This window comes from Saccharopolyspora thermophila (assembly GCF_014646075.1).
GTDB classification, from domain to species: domain Bacteria; phylum Actinomycetota; class Actinomycetes; order Mycobacteriales; family Pseudonocardiaceae; genus Saccharopolyspora; species Saccharopolyspora thermophila.
Window position 1 is genome coordinate 447231 of record NZ_BMMT01000002.1, and the last position, 15579, is coordinate 462809.

The window sequence follows — 15579 nt, forward strand, 5'->3', positions numbered from 1 at the left end:
CTGCGCCGCCCGTCGTCAGTAGCCCTGGTAGCTGCCGCCGGAGGTGACGCCCACGACGCCCGGCACGTCGGAGACCGAGCCGTAGCGGGCGATCGCGTAGCGGGTGGCGGCGATGATGTTGTCGACCGGGTTGTAGATGTCCCCGTGCCCGGGCAGCGCGAAGGACTCGAAGGTCGGTTCGATCGTCTGCATCAGGCCGATGGACGGGGTGCCGGCGGCCGCGTTGGAGTCCCAGTTGTTGGTGGCGGTCGGGTCGCCGTTGGACTCGTGCATGATGATCGTCCGGATCGCCTCGGCGTCGCACTTCTCGCGCGGGACACCGTTGGCCTCCAGCACCGTGATCGCCTCGTCGATCCACGCGCCGATCTGGTCCTTGGGCTTGACCTCGGCGGCCGGGGCCGCCTCGGGCTGCGGCGCCGGGGGCTGCTCCGGTGCGGGCGCGGCGGCGGCTTCGGGGGTCGCCTGCGGGGCGGGCGCCGCTTGCGGGGCGTCCTGCTTGACCGGCGCGGAGGCCGGCGGCACGGGCCTCGCGGCCAGCGGCTTGGCGTGCGCGGCGGCCTGCACGGCGGGCTGGTCGGTCGGGGCGCTGCCCGCGCCGGTGACCACGCCGAGCACGCCGACCGCGGCCACCGCGACGCCCAGCTGTATCGACCGCATCTTCGGGGGGACGCGGTGCTGCCGGTCGCCGCGGGCCGTGACTCCGGCGAGCGCCGCCCGCAGGCGGGCCGCCGGTCGGGTCCGGGTCGCTTCGTTGGGGACGTTCGGGTCGGGGGAATTCAGTTGGTCGGGGGTCACGAGAGCCGAGAATCCCGGCACAGAGCGTGTCCGTGCATCGCGGTTTATACGCGGTTAGGTACCTAGAATCGCTCGAATGGGCGACATACTGCCGGGATTTAGCTACACACTGTGAGGTTACTCAGCGGGATTATCGTGCACGTCACCCGTGCGCTGGGCTGCCAGCCACCCGGCGATCTGCGCGCGCGAGGAGAAGTCGAGCTTGATCAGGATGTTCTGCACGTGGCCCTCGACGGTGCGCTGCGCGATGACCAGGGTCTCCGCGATCTCCTTGTTGGTGTGACCCTGCGCCACCAGCTTCGCGATCTGGCGCTCCCGCCGGGTCAGCGGCATCTGGGGCCCGTCGCCGGTGCGCACCCGCGCGTGCCGCTTGACCTCCAGCGCGAGGTCCACCGTCTGTGCCAGCGACAGCCGGCGGCCCCGGTCGAACGCCTCCTGGAACGCCTCGTCGCCGAGTGCCGCCCGGGTCTGTGCCTCGTGCGCGTCGTGGTCGGCGGCGAACGCCGCCCAGAAGCCGGGAGCCGAGCGCACCGCGTCCCACGCGGCGGAGGCCGCCCCGAACAACCGGGCCGCGCGGTCGTGGCGGCCCTGCCGCTGCGCGATCCAGGCCAGGACGTCGATGCTGAAGGCCATGCCCAGCCGGTGCTCCAACTGGCGCTGGAGGCGCAGCGCTTCCTTGGCGGCGCGCTCGGCGCGTTCGATCTCGCTGCGGCGGACCTCGATCTGCGCGCAGCCCCACAGCGCGAAGGAGCGCCAGGCCAGCTCGCCGGCCTCCTCGCCCAGCCGGATGCATTCGGACAGCAGCGCCAGCCCGGTCTCGTGCTCCCCGGTCAGGCCCTTCACCAGGCCCAGGGCGAACAGCGCGAACAGCTCCCCGTCGCGGTCGCCGTGCTTGCCGAACCGGCTGAGCGAGTCCTCCAGCAGGCCCACGGCGTGCGGGGAGTCATCGGCGAAGAACGCGGCCATGCCGCGCACCAGGGCCAGATGCGCCTTCTCCACCTCGTCACCGCGCTGCGCGGCCAGCTCCGCTGCCTGGTCAAGCAGCGGCAGGGCCGCGTCGAGATCGCCCTGCAGGAGCGCGAACCAGGCGTCCACGCGCAGCGCGCGGACCCGCTCGGGCAGTCCCCTCGGGGTGAGGGCCAGCGCCTCGTCGAGCCAGTGCCGGGCTTCGGCGTTGAGGCCCCGAATGACCCAGTAGTGCCAGAGGTCAGTGGACATCCGCAGAGCCGTGGCGGCGGTTTCCGGCGCGCCCGCCGCGGTTCGCAGTGCGACCCGCAGATTGCCCTGGTCGTTGTGCAGCCGCTGCATCCAGGCGACCTGGTCGGGGCCGAGCCACTCGGCGGCGAAACGCCCGGCCAGCTCCGCGTACCAGGCCAGATGCCGCTGCTGCCGCGCCGCCAGCTCACCGGACTCGGCCAGCCTGTCCTGGCCGTACTCGCGCAGCGTGTGCGGCAGCCGGAACCGGACCTCCCCGTCGCCCTCCTCGCGCAGCAGCACCGACTTGTCCACCAGCGAGTGGATCGCGCCCAGCACCTCGGTCTCGGACAGGCCGTCGGTGGCGATGTGCTCGGCGGCGGCCAGGTCGAAGCTGCCGGAGAACACCGACACCCTGGCCCACGCCAGCCGGTCCTGTTCGGAGGCGAGCTCGTAGCTCCAGTCGATCAGCGCGCGCAGCGTCTGCTGCCGGGGCGGAGCGCTGCGACGCCCCTCGGTCAGCAGGTCGTAACGCTCGGAGAGGCGTTCCTCCAGCTGCTGTGGGGACAGCGAGCGCAGCCGCACCGCCGCCATCTCGATCGCCAGCGGGTTGCCGTCGAGCAGGTAGCACAGCCGCATCAGCGAGGTGGCGTTGTCGGGGGTGACCTCGAACTCCGGGACGGCGGCCCGCGCCCGGTCGACGAACAGCCGCACCGAGGGGAACTGCTCGTATGCCTCGGGCGGCGGGAGGTGCTCGATGTCGGGGGCCTGCAGCGGCGGGACCACCATGGTCGCCTCGCCGGCGACGCCCAGCGACTGCCTGCTGGTGGCCAGCACCCGGACGCCCGGGCACCAGCGCACCACCGCGTCCACCAGCAGCGCGACATCCTCGACCACGTGCTCGCAGTTGTCCAGCACGAGCAGCATCTCGCGGTTCTTGAGCTGCTCGACGACGGTGCCGAGATCCTCGCCGACGGACGGGCCGCTGATGCGCAGCTGCTCGATGACGGCGCCGACGACCAGTGAGCCGTCCTGCACGTCCTCCAGCTCGACGACCCAGGACTTGTCCCGGAACGACCGGCGCATGTTGGTGGCCACCCGGATGGCCAGCCGGGTCTTGCCGACCCCGCCGGGACCGGTCAGGGTCACCACGCGCGACTGGGCCAGCAGCCGCTTGGTGAGGGTGATCTCGTGGCGTCGACCGACGAAGCTCGTGACGTCGGCCGGGAGGTTGCCCGCTGGCTCCCGCACACGGGCCCGTGCAGTGGAGACCACGCCACGAGCTTAACCCGCTGCGCGGGGCCTGACCTGGGATCTTGCCTCCCCGCACCGGCGTCACCCGGACGAGTGGGCGGACTTGGGCGTGGTGACCGTGCCGGGTGCCCAAAGCACCCTGAGCTCGTGCCGCTGACGCTCGACACGGGCGAGCACGTCGACGGCGAGTGGCCGCCACTATCGTGCGATCGACGAACAGCACGCCCAGGACTTGCAGCGAGGTATCCAGCAGTGATCCGACGTTCCCGGTGTTGCGGGGCCCGGAGAGCCGCGACAGCAGTTCAGCTTCGAGACCGGCTGTCGTTTCGAGGGCGAGGACAGGTTTGTCTCGGTCTTCGAGAACCAGGAGAAGACCGTGGACAGCTACAAGTCCGACGGTAACCTGGGACAGCTACGAACCGATCGGCGAGATCGATGGCCGTAAAGCCGCCAGGGCTGTCGCCAAGGGTGCGTCCGGGCAGGGTGGCTGTTCGGCACTGATTGACGCTGGCGGCGGCGTGGTGATCGTCGATGTGGTCGGCGTGATGCGCGATTCGGTGCCCGACACCTGCGGCGAGGCCGAGCGGGCCGCCCGGCAGATCGCGCCGAAGCTGCCGAAGTAACGTGCCCGCCTGCGGCGTGCTCGGACGGCCCGTGGTCAGCCGCGAGTCGCTCGACGTGGCGATCCACAGTGGAGCCCCATCGAGGTGGCATGATGGGCCCGCTCGACGAGGTGGCGAATTCGGGAATCGGGCCAGGCGAGGGTTTCCAAGAAATGTGGGGGCGGTTGGGGGCTGGCTGGCACGATATCGAACACGTGGTCTAACATCCGGTCAGCGTGCCCGGACACGCGCAGTCGCTGCGTCGAGGAGGGGGATTCTCGGACGGCATCCGGGCTCCGCGTCCGGCGAAGGGGGCAGGGCGCTTTCTCGGTCGAGCTGGGAGAAGTGGTGGGGCGCAAGGCGGCCGAACAGCGGTTCGAGGGCTTCGGTAGGGGAGTGGTCGAGTTCTTCGAAGGACTCGAAGACGTCCAGGACGGCTGTCTCAGTGGTTCGCACCAAGAGATCGACAACGCCAAGACATACTGGAACGACCACCTCGAGCTCTACCGGGACCATGTGCGGCGGCCCATGGAGGCGCTGCTGGCCGAGCTGGAGCCGGAGTTCGCGCCGGGATTCGGCCGGGGCAAGGTGTTTCGCCCGCACCGCGACGTCCGGTTCAGCAACGACAAGTCGCCTTACAAGACGCACTGCGGCGCCGTGATCGAGCCGGGGCGCGGCGGCGGCGCCTACTACGTGGAGGTCAGCGCTGCCGGGCTGCTCGTCGCCGGCGGGTGCTTCCACACCGAGTCCGACCAACTCGCCCGCTTCCGGACCGCGGTGGACACCAGCATCCACGGCGAGCGGCTGCGGGCGCTGCTCGACGCGCTGGTGCGGCAGGACTGGGAGATCGCAGGCGAGACGCTGCGCAGCCGCCCGCGCGGGGTGGCTGCCGACCACCCGCGGCTGGATCTGCTGCGGCACCGCACGCTGTACGCGTTCCGCTCCTGGGAACCGGAGGATGTGCTGCACGAGCGCAGCTGCCTGGACCGGGTCCGGGAATCCTGGGCCGCGCTGCGCGAGCTCAACCAGTGGTGCGCCGACCACATCGGGGTCAGCGAGAAGAAGCGCCGTTGATCCGCCGCGCCGCCGCGACCACCGACCAGCCCGCGACCGCGCCCACCACGTCGACGATCCCGTCCACCACGTCGCAGCTCCGTCCCAGCGGCAGCAGGCCCTGCAGCACCTCGGACGCCGCCGCGTAAGCGACCAGGCCCGGCAGCAGCCGCGCGGTCGGGAACCCGGCGATCCGGCCGGTGGCGGCCAGCGCCGCGAACAGCACGAAATGCACCACCTTGTCGGTGCCCGGCGGCGCGGTCGGCACCCCCGACTCCGGGGTGAACAGAACGACCAGGCTGGCCAGCGCCGCCACCGCGAAAGGTATCCGGGTGAGCTGCGTTCTGTAATGATCCAGCAACGATCTCCCCGATCCGCATCCGCGGGCATGGCTGCGTGCTGCGTGCACCGGTCAACAGACTACGCTGGCATAACGTGAGTCGACGAGCCAAGATCGTTTGTACCATGGGCCCCGCCACCGCGACACCGGACAAGGTGGCTGAGCTCGTCAGCAGCGGAATGGACGTCGCCCGGCTGAACTTCAGCCACGGCAGCCACGCCGATCACCAGCAGGTCTACGAGATGGTCCGGGCCGCGGCCAAGGAGTCCGGCCGCGCCGTGGGCATCCTGGCCGACCTGCAGGGACCGAAGATCCGCCTCGGCAAGTTCGCCGCCGGGCCGGTGGAGTGGCGGACCGGCGACACGGTGCGCATCACGGTCGACGACGTCCAGGGCACCCACGAGCGGGTGTCCACCACGTACAAGGGCCTCGCCAAGGACGCCAAGGTCGGCGACCGGTTGCTGGTCGACGACGGCAAGGTGGGGCTGACCGTCACCGGCGTCGAGGACAACGACGTCGTGTGCGAGGTGACCGAAGGTGGTCCGGTGTCGGACCACAAGGGAATCTCCTTGCCGGGCATGGATGTCTCGGTGCCCGCGCTGTCCGAAAAGGACATTGAGGACCTGGAGTTCGCGCTCGAGCTCGGCGTGGACTTCGTGGCGCTGTCGTTCGTCCGCAGCCCCGCCGACATCGACCTGGTGCACCAGGTGATGGACCGGGTCGGCCGCCGCATCCCGGTGATCGCCAAGCTGGAGAAGCCGGAGGCGGTGGACAACCTGGAGGCCATCGTGCTGGCCTTCGACGGCGTCATGGTCGCCCGCGGCGACCTCGGCGTCGAACTGCCGCTGGAGCACGTGCCGCTGGTGCAGAAGAAGGCGATCCGGATCGCGCGCGAGAACGCCAAGCCGGTCATCGTCGCCACCCAGATGCTCGACTCCATGATCAACAACTCGCGCCCGACGCGGGCCGAGACCTCCGACGTCGCCAACGCGGTGCTCGACGGCACCGACGCGGTGATGCTCTCCGGCGAGACCAGCGTCGGCCGCTACCCGGTCGAAACCGTGCAGACGATGGCCCGCATCATCGAGGCCGTCGAGGCCGGTTCCGCCGCGCCGCCGCCGCTGAGCCACGTCCCGCGCACCAAGCGCGGCGTGATCTCCTACGCGGCCCGCGACATCGGCGAACGGCTCAACGCCAAGGCGCTCGTCGCCTTCACGCAGTCCGGCGACACCGTGCGCCGGTTGGCCCGGTTGCACACCCGGCTGCCGCTGCTGGCGTTCACCCCGGAGGAGAGCGTGCGAAGTCAGCTCGCTCTCACTTGGGGGACAGAGACGTTCCTGGTGCCTAAGGTGGACACCACCGACCAGATGGTGCGCCAGGTGGATCAGGCGATGCTGTCTCTCGGCCGGTCGCAGCGCGGCGACATGGTGGTCATCGTGGCGGGTTCGCCGCCCGGCACGGTCGGTTCCACCAACCTCATCCGCGTGCACCGGCTGGGCGAGGAGGACCACGTCTGATCCCAGTTCCACCGGACGGGAGCCACCCGGCGCTCCCGTCCGGCGACCGGGCGTGAGGACCGAGGAGCGTGCAGTGACCGAAGCGGCCCGAGCAGCAGCCGCCGATCCCACCGGAAGCTGGGAGGGAACCGTCCCACTGGACGTCAACGGCCTGCCGCACGGACAGCCGGTCCTGGACAGCCTGGTGGCGCTGCTGGACCTGGAGCGCATCGAGGAGAACATCTTCCGCGGGGTCAGCCCCGCCTCCTCGCCGGTGCGCGTCTTCGGCGGTCAGGTCGCCGGCCAGGCGCTGGTCGCCGCCGGCCGCACGGTTCCGCCGGAGCGGCGGGTGCACTCCCTGCACGCCTATTTCATCCGGCCCGGAGACCCGAGCATCCCGATCGTCTACGAGGTCGACCGCACCCGCGACGGCCGGTCCTTCACCACTCGCCGCGTGGTGGCCGTGCAGCGCGGAAAGGCGATCTTCTCCCTGTCGGCGTCGTTCCAGCTCGACGAGGAGGGCATCGACCACGCCGACCCGATGCCGGAGGTGCCCGACCCCGAGTCGCTGCCGACCTACGGCGAGCAGGTCGGTGACCTGGTCGAGGTGCTGGGGCGGCAGCCGCGGCCCATCGACGTCCGCTACGTGACCGACCCGCCGTGGGTGAGCCGCGAGAAGGAGACGCGGGAGGCGCGCAGCCAGGTGTGGATGCGGGCGGACGGCGTACTGCCCGACGACGACCTGCTGCACGTGTGCATCGCGGCGTTCGCGTCGGACATGACGCTGCTGGACGCGGTGCTGGCGCGGCACGGCGTCTACTGGGGACTGGACCGGGTCAACGGCGCGAGCCTGGACCACGCGATGTGGTTCCACCGCCGCTTCCGCGCCGACGAGTGGTTGCTCTACGACTGCGCCTCGCCCAGCGCCTCCGGAGCGCGTGGCCTGGCGACCGGTCGCTTCTTCTCCCGCGACGGCCGCCTGGTGGCGACGGTGGTCCAGGAGGGCCTGCTCCGCGTCAACCGCTGACCACCGCGCGATCCAGCGGAGATCGACTTCGGTCAATCCGGCCGCTCAGCGACGGCGTCGTCTGCGGCGCAGGTGCGGTGGGGGCGTCAGGGCCCTGGTGTGCAGTTGTTCCAGGACGATCGAGCTGGTGAAGTGGCGGACCTCCGTACGCGAGGCGAGCTTGTCGACCAGGAACTCCTGCAGGTGAGTGGTGTCGGCGACCGCCACGTGCAGCAGGAAGTCGGCCTGCCCGCTGACGTGCAGCAGCGAACGGGTTTCCCGCTGCGCCATCACGAACTCCCGGAACTGGTCGACGACCTCGCGGGTGTGCGGTCGGACGTTGATCGCCACCACCGCTTCCAGGACCAGCCCGGTCGCCGCCGGGTCAACGTCGATGTGTGACCCGGTGATCACGCCCTGTTCCCGCAGCCGCCGGACCCGCTGCAGGCAGCTGGAGGGGGCCAGCCCCACGCGCTCGGCCAGCACCCGGTTCGGCAGCGTCGCGTCGTTCTGCAGTTCCTCCAGGATCAGCCAGTCGACCGAATCCAGTTCGACAGATTCCCGCATAACCGAACATCCTACGGCGTCACTGGAAACGCGGCGAACATATGACGGACGATGTGGGCGACTTCCACCCGACCTGCGAGTTTGCGAAGGAGCTGTCGTGCACATCGCCTGGGGGTCGTTCCTGCTGGCGCTGCTGGTGATCGTCCTGGTACCGGGGCCGGACTTCGTCCTGGTGACCCGCAACGCGGCCAACGGCGCGCGCTGGGGATGGCTGGCCGCCGCCGGGGTGACCTGCGGTCTGCTGCTGCACGCGACGGCCGCCACCCTGGGGCTGTCGGCGCTGGTGGTGACCGTGCCGGGGGCGCTGCTGGTGGTGAAGACCATCGGCGTGGCCTACCTTGCCTGGATGGGGTGGCAGATTGTGCGCCGGTCCGGCGCGGCGGCGCAGCCGACCACTGTGGACACCCCGCGGTCCGCGGGTGCGGTCTTCGCACGCGGCCTGCTCACCGATGTGCTCAACCCCAAGGTGATGCTGACCTTCCTGACGCTGCTGCCGCAGGCGATGGACCCGGCGGCGGCGCCGATGCCGCAGGCCGCGCTGCTCAGTGGTGTCGCGGTGACCGCGTTCGGCGTGTGGTGGCTGATCGTGGTGCCGTCGGTGCGGTGGCTGTCCGCGCTGCTGTCGGGGCCGCGGCGCCGCAGGGTCTTCGAGCGGTGCTGCGGCGGGGCGCTGCTGGCCATGGCCGCCTCGATCGCCGTCGGCTGACCGCCGACCGGCGGATCAAGACAGACCATGCGGAGTCGTTGGCCAACCGTCATGATCGTGCATGATCTGTGCGGGGCGGGCCGAAGGAGCTGCGCGATGCGTCGACGCTGGGCGTTCGGGTTGGTGCTGGCACTGGGGATGCCGTTGGCGTCCGTGGCCGTTTCGGGCGCGGCCCCCGCCGGCCCGGACGCGCTGCGGGTCGATCTGGACGACATTCTCGCCGACGCCCGCCTCAGGGGCGCGCACGCCGGGGTGGTGGTGCGCGACCCGGCCACCGACGAGGTGCTCTACAGCAGGCAGGCCGCGGACCGCGCGACCCCGGCGTCGAACGCCAAGCTGCTCACCGCCGCCGCGGCGCTGGAGGTGCTGGGGCCCGAGTACCGCTTCCGCACCGAGGTCGTCACCAACGCCCCGCAGCTGGGCCCGGTGCTGCTCGGTGACCTGTACCTGCGCGGCACCGGTGATCCCACCCTGCTGGCCACCGACTACGACCGGTTGGCCGAGCAGGTGGCGGCGGCAGGAATCCGCGAGGTCCGGGGCCGGCTGCGCACCGACGACACGTGGTTCGACGACGTGCCGCTGGGCACCGGCTGGGTATGGGATGACGAGCCGTACTACTACGCCGCACCGGTGTCCGCGCTGACCGTCGCCCCGAACACCGACTTCGACGCCGGAACCGTGATCGTGCGGGTTGTCCCGACCGTCGAGGGGCGGCCCGCGCAGGTGTCGCTGGACCCGCCGACCAGGGCCGTGCGGATCGACAACCGGACGACGACCTCGGCCGAGGGGGTGGCCGACGTGTCGGTGCTGCGCGACCACGGCGGTTCCCGGGTCGTGGTGAGCGGAACGATCCCGGCGGGTGCGCAGCCGGTCGAGGACTTCACCACCGTTTTGGACCCGTCCGCCTACGCCGCGGACGTCTTCGCCCGCGCGCTGGCCGCCCACGGCGTGGTTGTTCGCGGCACCGGGGAGGGCACCGCGCCCGGGGGCGCGCGGGTGCTGGCCGAGCGGCAGTCGATGCCGTTGCGGGAGCTGCTGGTGCCGTTCATGAAGCTGAGCAACAACGGACACGCCGAGGTGCTGGTCAAGGCGATGGGGCGCGAGGTCCGCGGCGAGGGCAGCTGGGCCGCGGGCCTGGCGGTGCTGACCGAGCAGGTGCGCGGGCTGGGCGTGGACCCGCAGGTGCTGCGTCTGGTGGACGGCTCTGGATTGTCCACGATGGACTCCGTGACGCCCGAGCAACTGACCGTACTGCTGGACAATGCGCGGGAACGACCGTGGTTTCCGGTCTTTTACGACTCGTTGCCGGTGGCGGGCGTCGCGGACCGCATGGTCGGCGGCACGCTGCGCAACCGGATGGGTGGGACGGCCGCGGCCGGCAACGTGCACGCCAAGACCGGCTCGCTGACCGGGGTCATCTCACTGTCCGGTTACGTCACCGCGGCCGACGGCCGCGAGCTGGTGTTCTCGGTGGTGTTCAACGACTTTCTCGGCAGTTCCCCGCAGGATCTACAGGACGCGATCGCGATCCGGCTGGCCGGGTACGACGGTGCCGCGGACCAACCGCGGGGCCGGGTGCGGGTGCCGCGGGCTCGCGTTCTCCAGGACGATCCGGCCACCTCGGTCGACGAGAGCGCGCTGGAGTGCTCGTGGGTCAAAGCGTGCTGAATGCACCTGGGAAAAACGGGAAACTGAGGCCAACCAGCTGATGTGCGATACGGTCTCGGGACGATTCGGGGGATCCCGGAGACCGCGCCGCGGGTGCGCCGGTAGCGTGACGCCAGTTCGTTGCCCGCGCACAGCCGAGGAGCCCGGTGAAGTGACGTTCATCAGTGACATGCTGGCCCTGGTGGCCGGACTGCCGAGGCCGTTGCTGGTCCTGGTGACCGGCGCTCTGGTGCTGGGCGAGTGCACCATCGGGCTCGGCTTCCTGGTGCCCGGTGAGACCGGGCTGCTGGTCGCCTCGGCCGCGGTGACCGACCTCGGGTTCTTCCTGACGCTGGCCGGGATCGTCGCGCTGTGCGCCGCGGTCGGCGACAACATCGGGTTCTGGCTCGGGCGCCGCTACCGGTTGAAGATGCGCGAGACGAAGGTGGTGCGCAAGCTCGGCCAGCACCACTGGGACCGCGCGGGGCGGCTGCTGTGCCGGTGGGGGATGGGCGCGGTGCTGGTGGCCCGCTTCCTGCCGGTGGTGCGCACGCTGATTCCCGCGGCGGCCGGCGCGAGCGGCATGAGCTACCTGCGCTTCTTCGTGTCGTCGCTGGTCGGTGCGGTCGCGTGGTCGGGTTTGCACGTCGGGATCGGCTGGGCGGCCGGGGCCTCGGCGAAGTACGTCGAGGAGCTGCTCGGCCGGACCAGTTGGGTCCTGGTGGTGGCGATGATCGCCGTGGGCGTGGGCATCCGGGTGTGGCGCCGCCGCCGGGCCAACCGCGAACCCGCCGAGGAGATCGCGGCCGAGGCCCGCGACGACGTCGAGTCCGCGGCCTGACCCAGCGGCGGTTTTTCGGTCAGGCGTTCGCGGGTTGGTCGGTGCCGACTCCGCGGCGGCGGATCGCCACCAGGTCGTGCCGTGCCTGCGGCAGGGTCTGCTCGTCGGTGCCCTCGATGGTGAAACCGGCGTCGGCGATCATCTGCCGGTCGTCGGCCCCCGGCTGCCCCTCGCTGGTCAGGTAGTCGCCCAGGAAGATCGAGTTCGTCACCTGCAGCGCCAGCGGTTGCAGACTGCGCAGGTGGATCTCCCGGCCGCCCGCCAGGCGCACCTCGACGTCCGGGAAGCAGAACCGGAACAGCGCCAGAATCCGCAGGCAGCGCACCGGCGTCAGGTGCCAGTCGGCCTCCAGCGGGGTGCCCTGCATCGGGATCAGGAAGTTGATCGGCACCGAGTCCGGGTGGAGTTCACGCAGTTGGAACGCCATGTCCACGACGTCCTCATCGGACTCGCCCATGCCGAAGATGGCCCCCGAGCACGGCGACAGGCCCGCCCCGGTGGCCTGCCGTACGGTGTCCACCCGGTCGGCGAACGCGTGCGTGGAGCAGATGTCGGCGTAACGGGTTTCGTTGGTGTTGAGGTTGTGGCTGTAGGCGTCCACCCCGGCCTCGCGCAGCCGGTCTGCCTGCCCCGGCTTGAGCAGGCCCAGGCAGGCGCAGATCTCCACGCCCGGCTGCCGCGCCCGGATCGCCTCGATCATCTCGGCGACCCGGCCGATGTCGCGCTGCCCCGGGCCGCGCCCGCTGGCCACCAGGCAGATCCGCTTCGCACCGGCCTGTGCCGCCCGGTCGGCGGCCTCGGCCGCCTCCGCCGGACTGATCCAGGAGTATGTGAGGATGTCCGAAGTGGACCCCAGCCGCTGCGAGCAGTAGCTGCAGTCCTCCGGGCACAGCCCGCTCCTGACGTTGATGATGGTGTTGAGCTTGACCCGGCGGCCGAAGAAGTGCCGCCGGACCCGCCCGGCCGCGGCCACCACGTCCAGCACGTCGAGTTCGTCGGTGAGCAGGGCGAGTGCCTCGTCGTGGGTCGGCGCACCCCGGCGGAGTGCCTTGGCGACCAGCTCGTCCAGCGAGATCGTCATGCCGAGAGCCTCGCCGACCCACGGCCGGGCCAACAACGTCGCGTTCCTACAAGATCCGCACCAGCGCCTTGTCGGCGTGGTTGGGGATGTCGGGAAGAACCAGCGATGTTCAGTCGCGGGCGGGTTCCCGCTCCGGCTGCCTGCGGCGCACCGCGAGGTAGCCGACCGCGACGGCGATCGCCAGCGGCGGCGTGATGTAGAGCGCGATCCGGGTCTCCGCGTCGAAGGCCAGCAGCACCACGACGAACGCCAGGAACGCCAGGACGACGTAGTTCGACAGCGGCGCGAGCGGCATCCGGAACGGGCTCGCCTCGAGCTCGCCGCGGGCCACCTTCCGGCGGTAGCCGAGGTGCGAGATGACGATCATCGCCCAGGTGAAGATGGCGCCGACCGTGCTCGCGCTGGTGATGTAGGTGAACGCCTGCTCCGGGACGACGTAGTTGAGCACCACGCCGATCAGCATCGCGCAGAACGTCACGCCGATCGCCCGCGCGGGCACGGCACGGGTGCTCAGCCGCCCGACCGCGCGCGGGGCCTGGCCGTCCTCGGACAGCGTGCGCAGCATCCGCGCCGTGGAGTAGATGCCGCTGTTGCACGACGAAAGCGCCGCGGTGGTGACCACGAAGTTGATCACGCCCGCGGCGGCCGGGATGCCGATCAGGGTGAATGCGTGCACGAACGGGCTGCCGCTGACCGGGAACTGGTTCCACGGCACCAGCGCGGTCAGCGCGATCAGCGCGCCCACGTAGAAGATCAGGATTCGCCAGATCACCGAGTTGACCGCCCGCGGCAGCACCTTCTGCGGGTTGGTGCTCTCGCTGGCGGTCTGCCCCACCATCTCGACGCCGACGAACGCGAACATGACGATCTGGAACGCCAGCAGCGACGAGGCCGCCCCGTTCGGGAAGAGTCCGCCGTGAGCCCAGATGTTGCTCAGTGACGCGGTGTCGCCGAGGTCGCTGAAGCCGAACGCCAGGATCGCCGCGGCGAGCACGATCAGGCCGATGATGGCCAGCACCTTGATCAGCGCGAACCAGAACTCGAACTCGCCGAACAGTTTCACCGCGATCAGGTTCACCCCGCTGAGCACGATGAGCGCGCCGAGCGCGGGGATCCACTGCGGGACGTGCGGGAACCAGAACTGGAAGTACTCGCCGACCGCGGTGATCTCCGCCATCCCGGTGACGATCCACACCAGCCAGTAGCCCCAGCCGACGGCGAACCTGGCCCACGGGCCGACGAACTCGCCCGCGTATTCGGCGAAGGAGCCGCTGACCGGGCGGTACATCAGCAGTTCGCCGAGCGCCCGCATGACGAAATAGATGATCAGGCCGCCGATCGCGTAGACCAGGATGAGGCCCGGACCGACCTGGTGGAGCGCCTTGCCCGAACCGAGGAACAACCCGACACCGATCGCACCGCCGATGGCGATCATGTTGATGTGCCGGGTACTCAGGTCCTTCCGGTATTCCTCGGCGACTGGTTGGCTCATCGAGTGAACTCCTCACTGCCAGCATGTTGTGCTGAAACTGCGGAGATACTCGGACATCCGACGAGTGGAAGCAAGAGTTTTCGCCGCTGTTGTAACCCCTTTTTCCCCATCGGGTAGTCCACTTAGGACAAAAAGGGAGCGCGCCACGGCACTCCGGACCAGATTGTCCGGAATGCCGTGACGCGCTGCCGCGTCGCCTCACATGTTCAGTTCGCCGGTCACCGGATCAGCGGTTCGGGTACAGCGGGTGCTTCGCGGCCAGCGCCTCGACGCGGGCCCGCAGCTTGGCTTCGTCGTAGCCGGGCTTGAGGGCTTCGGCGATGATGTCGGCGACCTCGGTGAACTCGTCCTTGCCGAAACCGCGGGTGGCCAGCGCCGGGGTGCCGATGCGCAGCCCGGAGGTCACCATCGGCGGGCGCGGGTCGTTGGGCACCGCGTTGCGGTTGACCGTGATGCCGATCGAGTGCAGCCGGTCCTCGGCCTGCTTGCCGTCCAGCTCGCTGTTGCGCAGGTCCACCAGCACCAGGTGCACGTCGGTGCCGCCGGAGACCAGCTGCACCCCGGCCTCGGCCGCGTCGGCGGCCAGCAGCCGCTCGGCCAGGATCCGCGCGCCCTCCAGGGTGCGCCGCTGCCGGTCGGCGAACTCCTCACCGGCGGCGATCTTGAACGCCACCGCCTTGCCGGCGATCACGTGCTCCAGCGGACCGCCCTGCTGGCCGGGGAACACCGCGGAGTTGAACTTCTTGGTGAACCCTTCGTCGGAGGACAGGATCACCCCACCGCGCGGACCGCCCAGCGTCTTGTGCGTGGTGGTGGTGACCACGTGCGCGTGCGGCACCGGGTTGGGGTGCAGTCCGGCCGCGACCAGCCCGGCGAAGTGCGCCATGTCCACCATCAGGTAGGCGCCGACCTCGTCGGCGATCTCCCGGAACCGCGCGAAGTCCAGCTGCCGCGGGTAGGCCGACCACCCGGCGATGATCAGCTGCGGCCGGTGCTCGCGCGCCAGCCGGGCCACCTCGTCCATGTCGACCCGGTGATCGGTGTCGCTGACGTGGTAGGGCACCACGGTGTAGAGCTTGCCGGAGAAGTTGATCCGCATGCCGTGCGTCAGGTGACCGCCGTGCGCCAGGTCCAGACCCATGATCGTGTCACCCGGCTTGAGCAGCGCGAACATCGCCGCCGCGTTCGCCTGCGCCCCCGAGTGCGGCTGCACGTTGGCAAACGAGGCCCCGAACAGCTTCTTGACCCGGTCGATGGCCAGCTGCTCGATGACGTCGACGTGCTCGCAGCCGCCGTAGTAGCGCCGACCCGGATACCCCTCGGCGTACTTGTTGGTCAGTACCGAACCCTGCGCCTCCAGCACGGCCTCGGGCGCGAAGTTCTCCGAGGCGATCATCTCCAGCGTGGTCTGCTGGCGGCTCAGCTCGGCGCCGATCGCCGCCGCCACCTCGGGGTCGACCGCGGCCAGCTTGTCGTTGAACAGGTCGGGTGTCGACATGGTGTTG

At 70.4% G+C, this 15579-nt stretch carries 13 protein-coding genes; 6 read left to right on the forward strand and 7 right to left on the reverse strand.

What is annotated here, in order from left to right:
• Positions 1-15 precede the first annotated feature (15 nt).
• Both IEY17_RS05495 and IEY17_RS05500 read right to left on the reverse strand, forming a co-directional pair.
• The gene (locus IEY17_RS05495; protein ID WP_229679857.1) at positions 16-795 is read right to left on the reverse strand and encodes a transglycosylase SLT domain-containing protein; all 780 of its coding nucleotides are present in this window, start codon (positions 793-795) and stop codon (positions 16-18) included.
• Between the two features lie 117 nt (positions 796-912).
• Entirely contained in the window at positions 913-3264 is a 2352-nt protein-coding gene (locus tag IEY17_RS05500; protein ID WP_188986102.1) for an ATP-binding protein, read from the reverse strand.
• A gap of 929 nt (positions 3265-4193) precedes the next feature.
• On the opposite strand from IEY17_RS05500, the gene IEY17_RS05510 reads away from it, so the two are divergent.
• Positions 4194-4919 carry a DUF2461 domain-containing protein gene (locus IEY17_RS05510; protein WP_188986104.1) on the forward strand — a complete coding sequence of 242 codons (726 nt, stop codon included), beginning with the start codon at positions 4194-4196 and terminating at the stop codon, positions 4917-4919.
• Here IEY17_RS05510 and IEY17_RS05515 read toward each other — a convergent pair.
• Positions 4897-5259 (reverse strand): VanZ family protein, encoded by a 363-nt coding sequence (locus IEY17_RS05515; RefSeq protein ID WP_188986106.1) that lies wholly within the window; start codon positions 5257-5259, stop codon positions 4897-4899. The genes IEY17_RS05510 and IEY17_RS05515 overlap by 23 nt on opposite strands.
• Before the next feature lie 74 nt (positions 5260-5333).
• On the opposite strand from IEY17_RS05515, the gene pyk reads away from it, so the two are divergent.
• On the forward strand, positions 5334-6755 hold the full coding sequence (pyk, locus tag IEY17_RS05520) for a pyruvate kinase (RefSeq protein WP_188986107.1): 1422 nt from the start codon (positions 5334-5336) through the stop codon (positions 6753-6755).
• Positions 6756-6828: 73 nt separating this feature from the next.
• Positions 6829-7761, forward strand: coding sequence for an acyl-CoA thioesterase II (gene tesB / locus IEY17_RS05525; protein ID WP_188986109.1), 933 nt, complete (start codon positions 6829-6831; stop codon positions 7759-7761).
• A gap of 45 nt (positions 7762-7806) precedes the next feature.
• On the opposite strand, the gene IEY17_RS05530 is transcribed toward tesB, so the two are convergent.
• Positions 7807-8307 carry an Lrp/AsnC family transcriptional regulator gene (locus IEY17_RS05530; RefSeq protein ID WP_188986111.1) on the reverse strand — a complete coding sequence of 167 codons (501 nt, stop codon included), beginning with the start codon at positions 8305-8307 and terminating at the stop codon, positions 7807-7809.
• A 97-nt stretch (positions 8308-8404) separates the two neighbouring features.
• Between IEY17_RS05530 and IEY17_RS05535 the strand changes: the two genes are divergently transcribed.
• The 3 genes from IEY17_RS05535 to IEY17_RS05545 all read left to right on the forward strand — a co-directional run bounded on the left by IEY17_RS05535 (position 8405) and on the right by IEY17_RS05545 (position 11501).
• Positions 8405-9013, forward strand: a complete 609-nt coding sequence (locus tag IEY17_RS05535; protein ID WP_188986114.1) for a LysE family translocator — start codon at positions 8405-8407, stop codon at positions 9011-9013.
• 96 nt (positions 9014-9109) lie between these two features.
• On the forward strand, positions 9110-10681 hold the full coding sequence (gene dacB / locus IEY17_RS05540) for a D-alanyl-D-alanine carboxypeptidase/D-alanyl-D-alanine endopeptidase (protein WP_188986116.1): 1572 nt from the start codon (positions 9110-9112) through the stop codon (positions 10679-10681).
• 151 nt (positions 10682-10832) lie between these two features.
• Positions 10833-11501 (forward strand): DedA family protein, encoded by a 669-nt coding sequence (locus IEY17_RS05545; protein WP_188986118.1) that lies wholly within the window; start codon positions 10833-10835, stop codon positions 11499-11501.
• A 19-nt stretch (positions 11502-11520) separates the two neighbouring features.
• On the opposite strand, the gene bioB is transcribed toward IEY17_RS05545, so the two are convergent.
• The 3 genes from bioB to glyA form a co-directional block, all read right to left on the reverse strand.
• Entirely contained in the window at positions 11521-12582 is a 1062-nt protein-coding gene (bioB, locus tag IEY17_RS05550) for a biotin synthase BioB (protein WP_188986120.1), read from the reverse strand.
• A gap of 109 nt (positions 12583-12691) precedes the next feature.
• Positions 12692-14074, reverse strand: coding sequence for an amino acid permease (locus IEY17_RS05555; RefSeq protein ID WP_188986122.1), 1383 nt, complete (start codon positions 14072-14074; stop codon positions 12692-12694).
• Positions 14075-14300: 226 nt separating this feature from the next.
• Positions 14301-15572 (reverse strand): serine hydroxymethyltransferase, encoded by a 1272-nt coding sequence (gene glyA / locus IEY17_RS05560; protein WP_188986124.1) that lies wholly within the window; start codon positions 15570-15572, stop codon positions 14301-14303.
• Between the last annotated feature and the right edge of the window lie 7 nt (positions 15573-15579).

Bases quoted from the DNA above. Each gene is read 5' to 3' on its own strand.
- IEY17_RS05530 (WP_188986111.1), bottom strand. From the start codon at position 8,307: ATGCGGGAATCTGTCGAACTGGATTCGGTCGACTGGCTGATCCTGGAG.
- dacB (WP_188986116.1), top strand. From the start codon at position 9,110: ATGCGTCGACGCTGGGCGTTCGGGTTGGTGCTGGCACTGGGGATGCCG.
- bioB (WP_188986120.1), bottom strand. From the start codon at position 12,582: ATGACGATCTCGCTGGACGAGCTGGTCGCCAAGGCACTCCGCCGGGGT.
- IEY17_RS05555 (WP_188986122.1), bottom strand. From the start codon at position 14,074: ATGAGCCAACCAGTCGCCGAGGAATACCGGAAGGACCTGAGTACCCGG.
- glyA (WP_188986124.1), bottom strand. From the start codon at position 15,572: ATGTCGACACCCGACCTGTTCAACGACAAGCTGGCCGCGGTCGACCCC.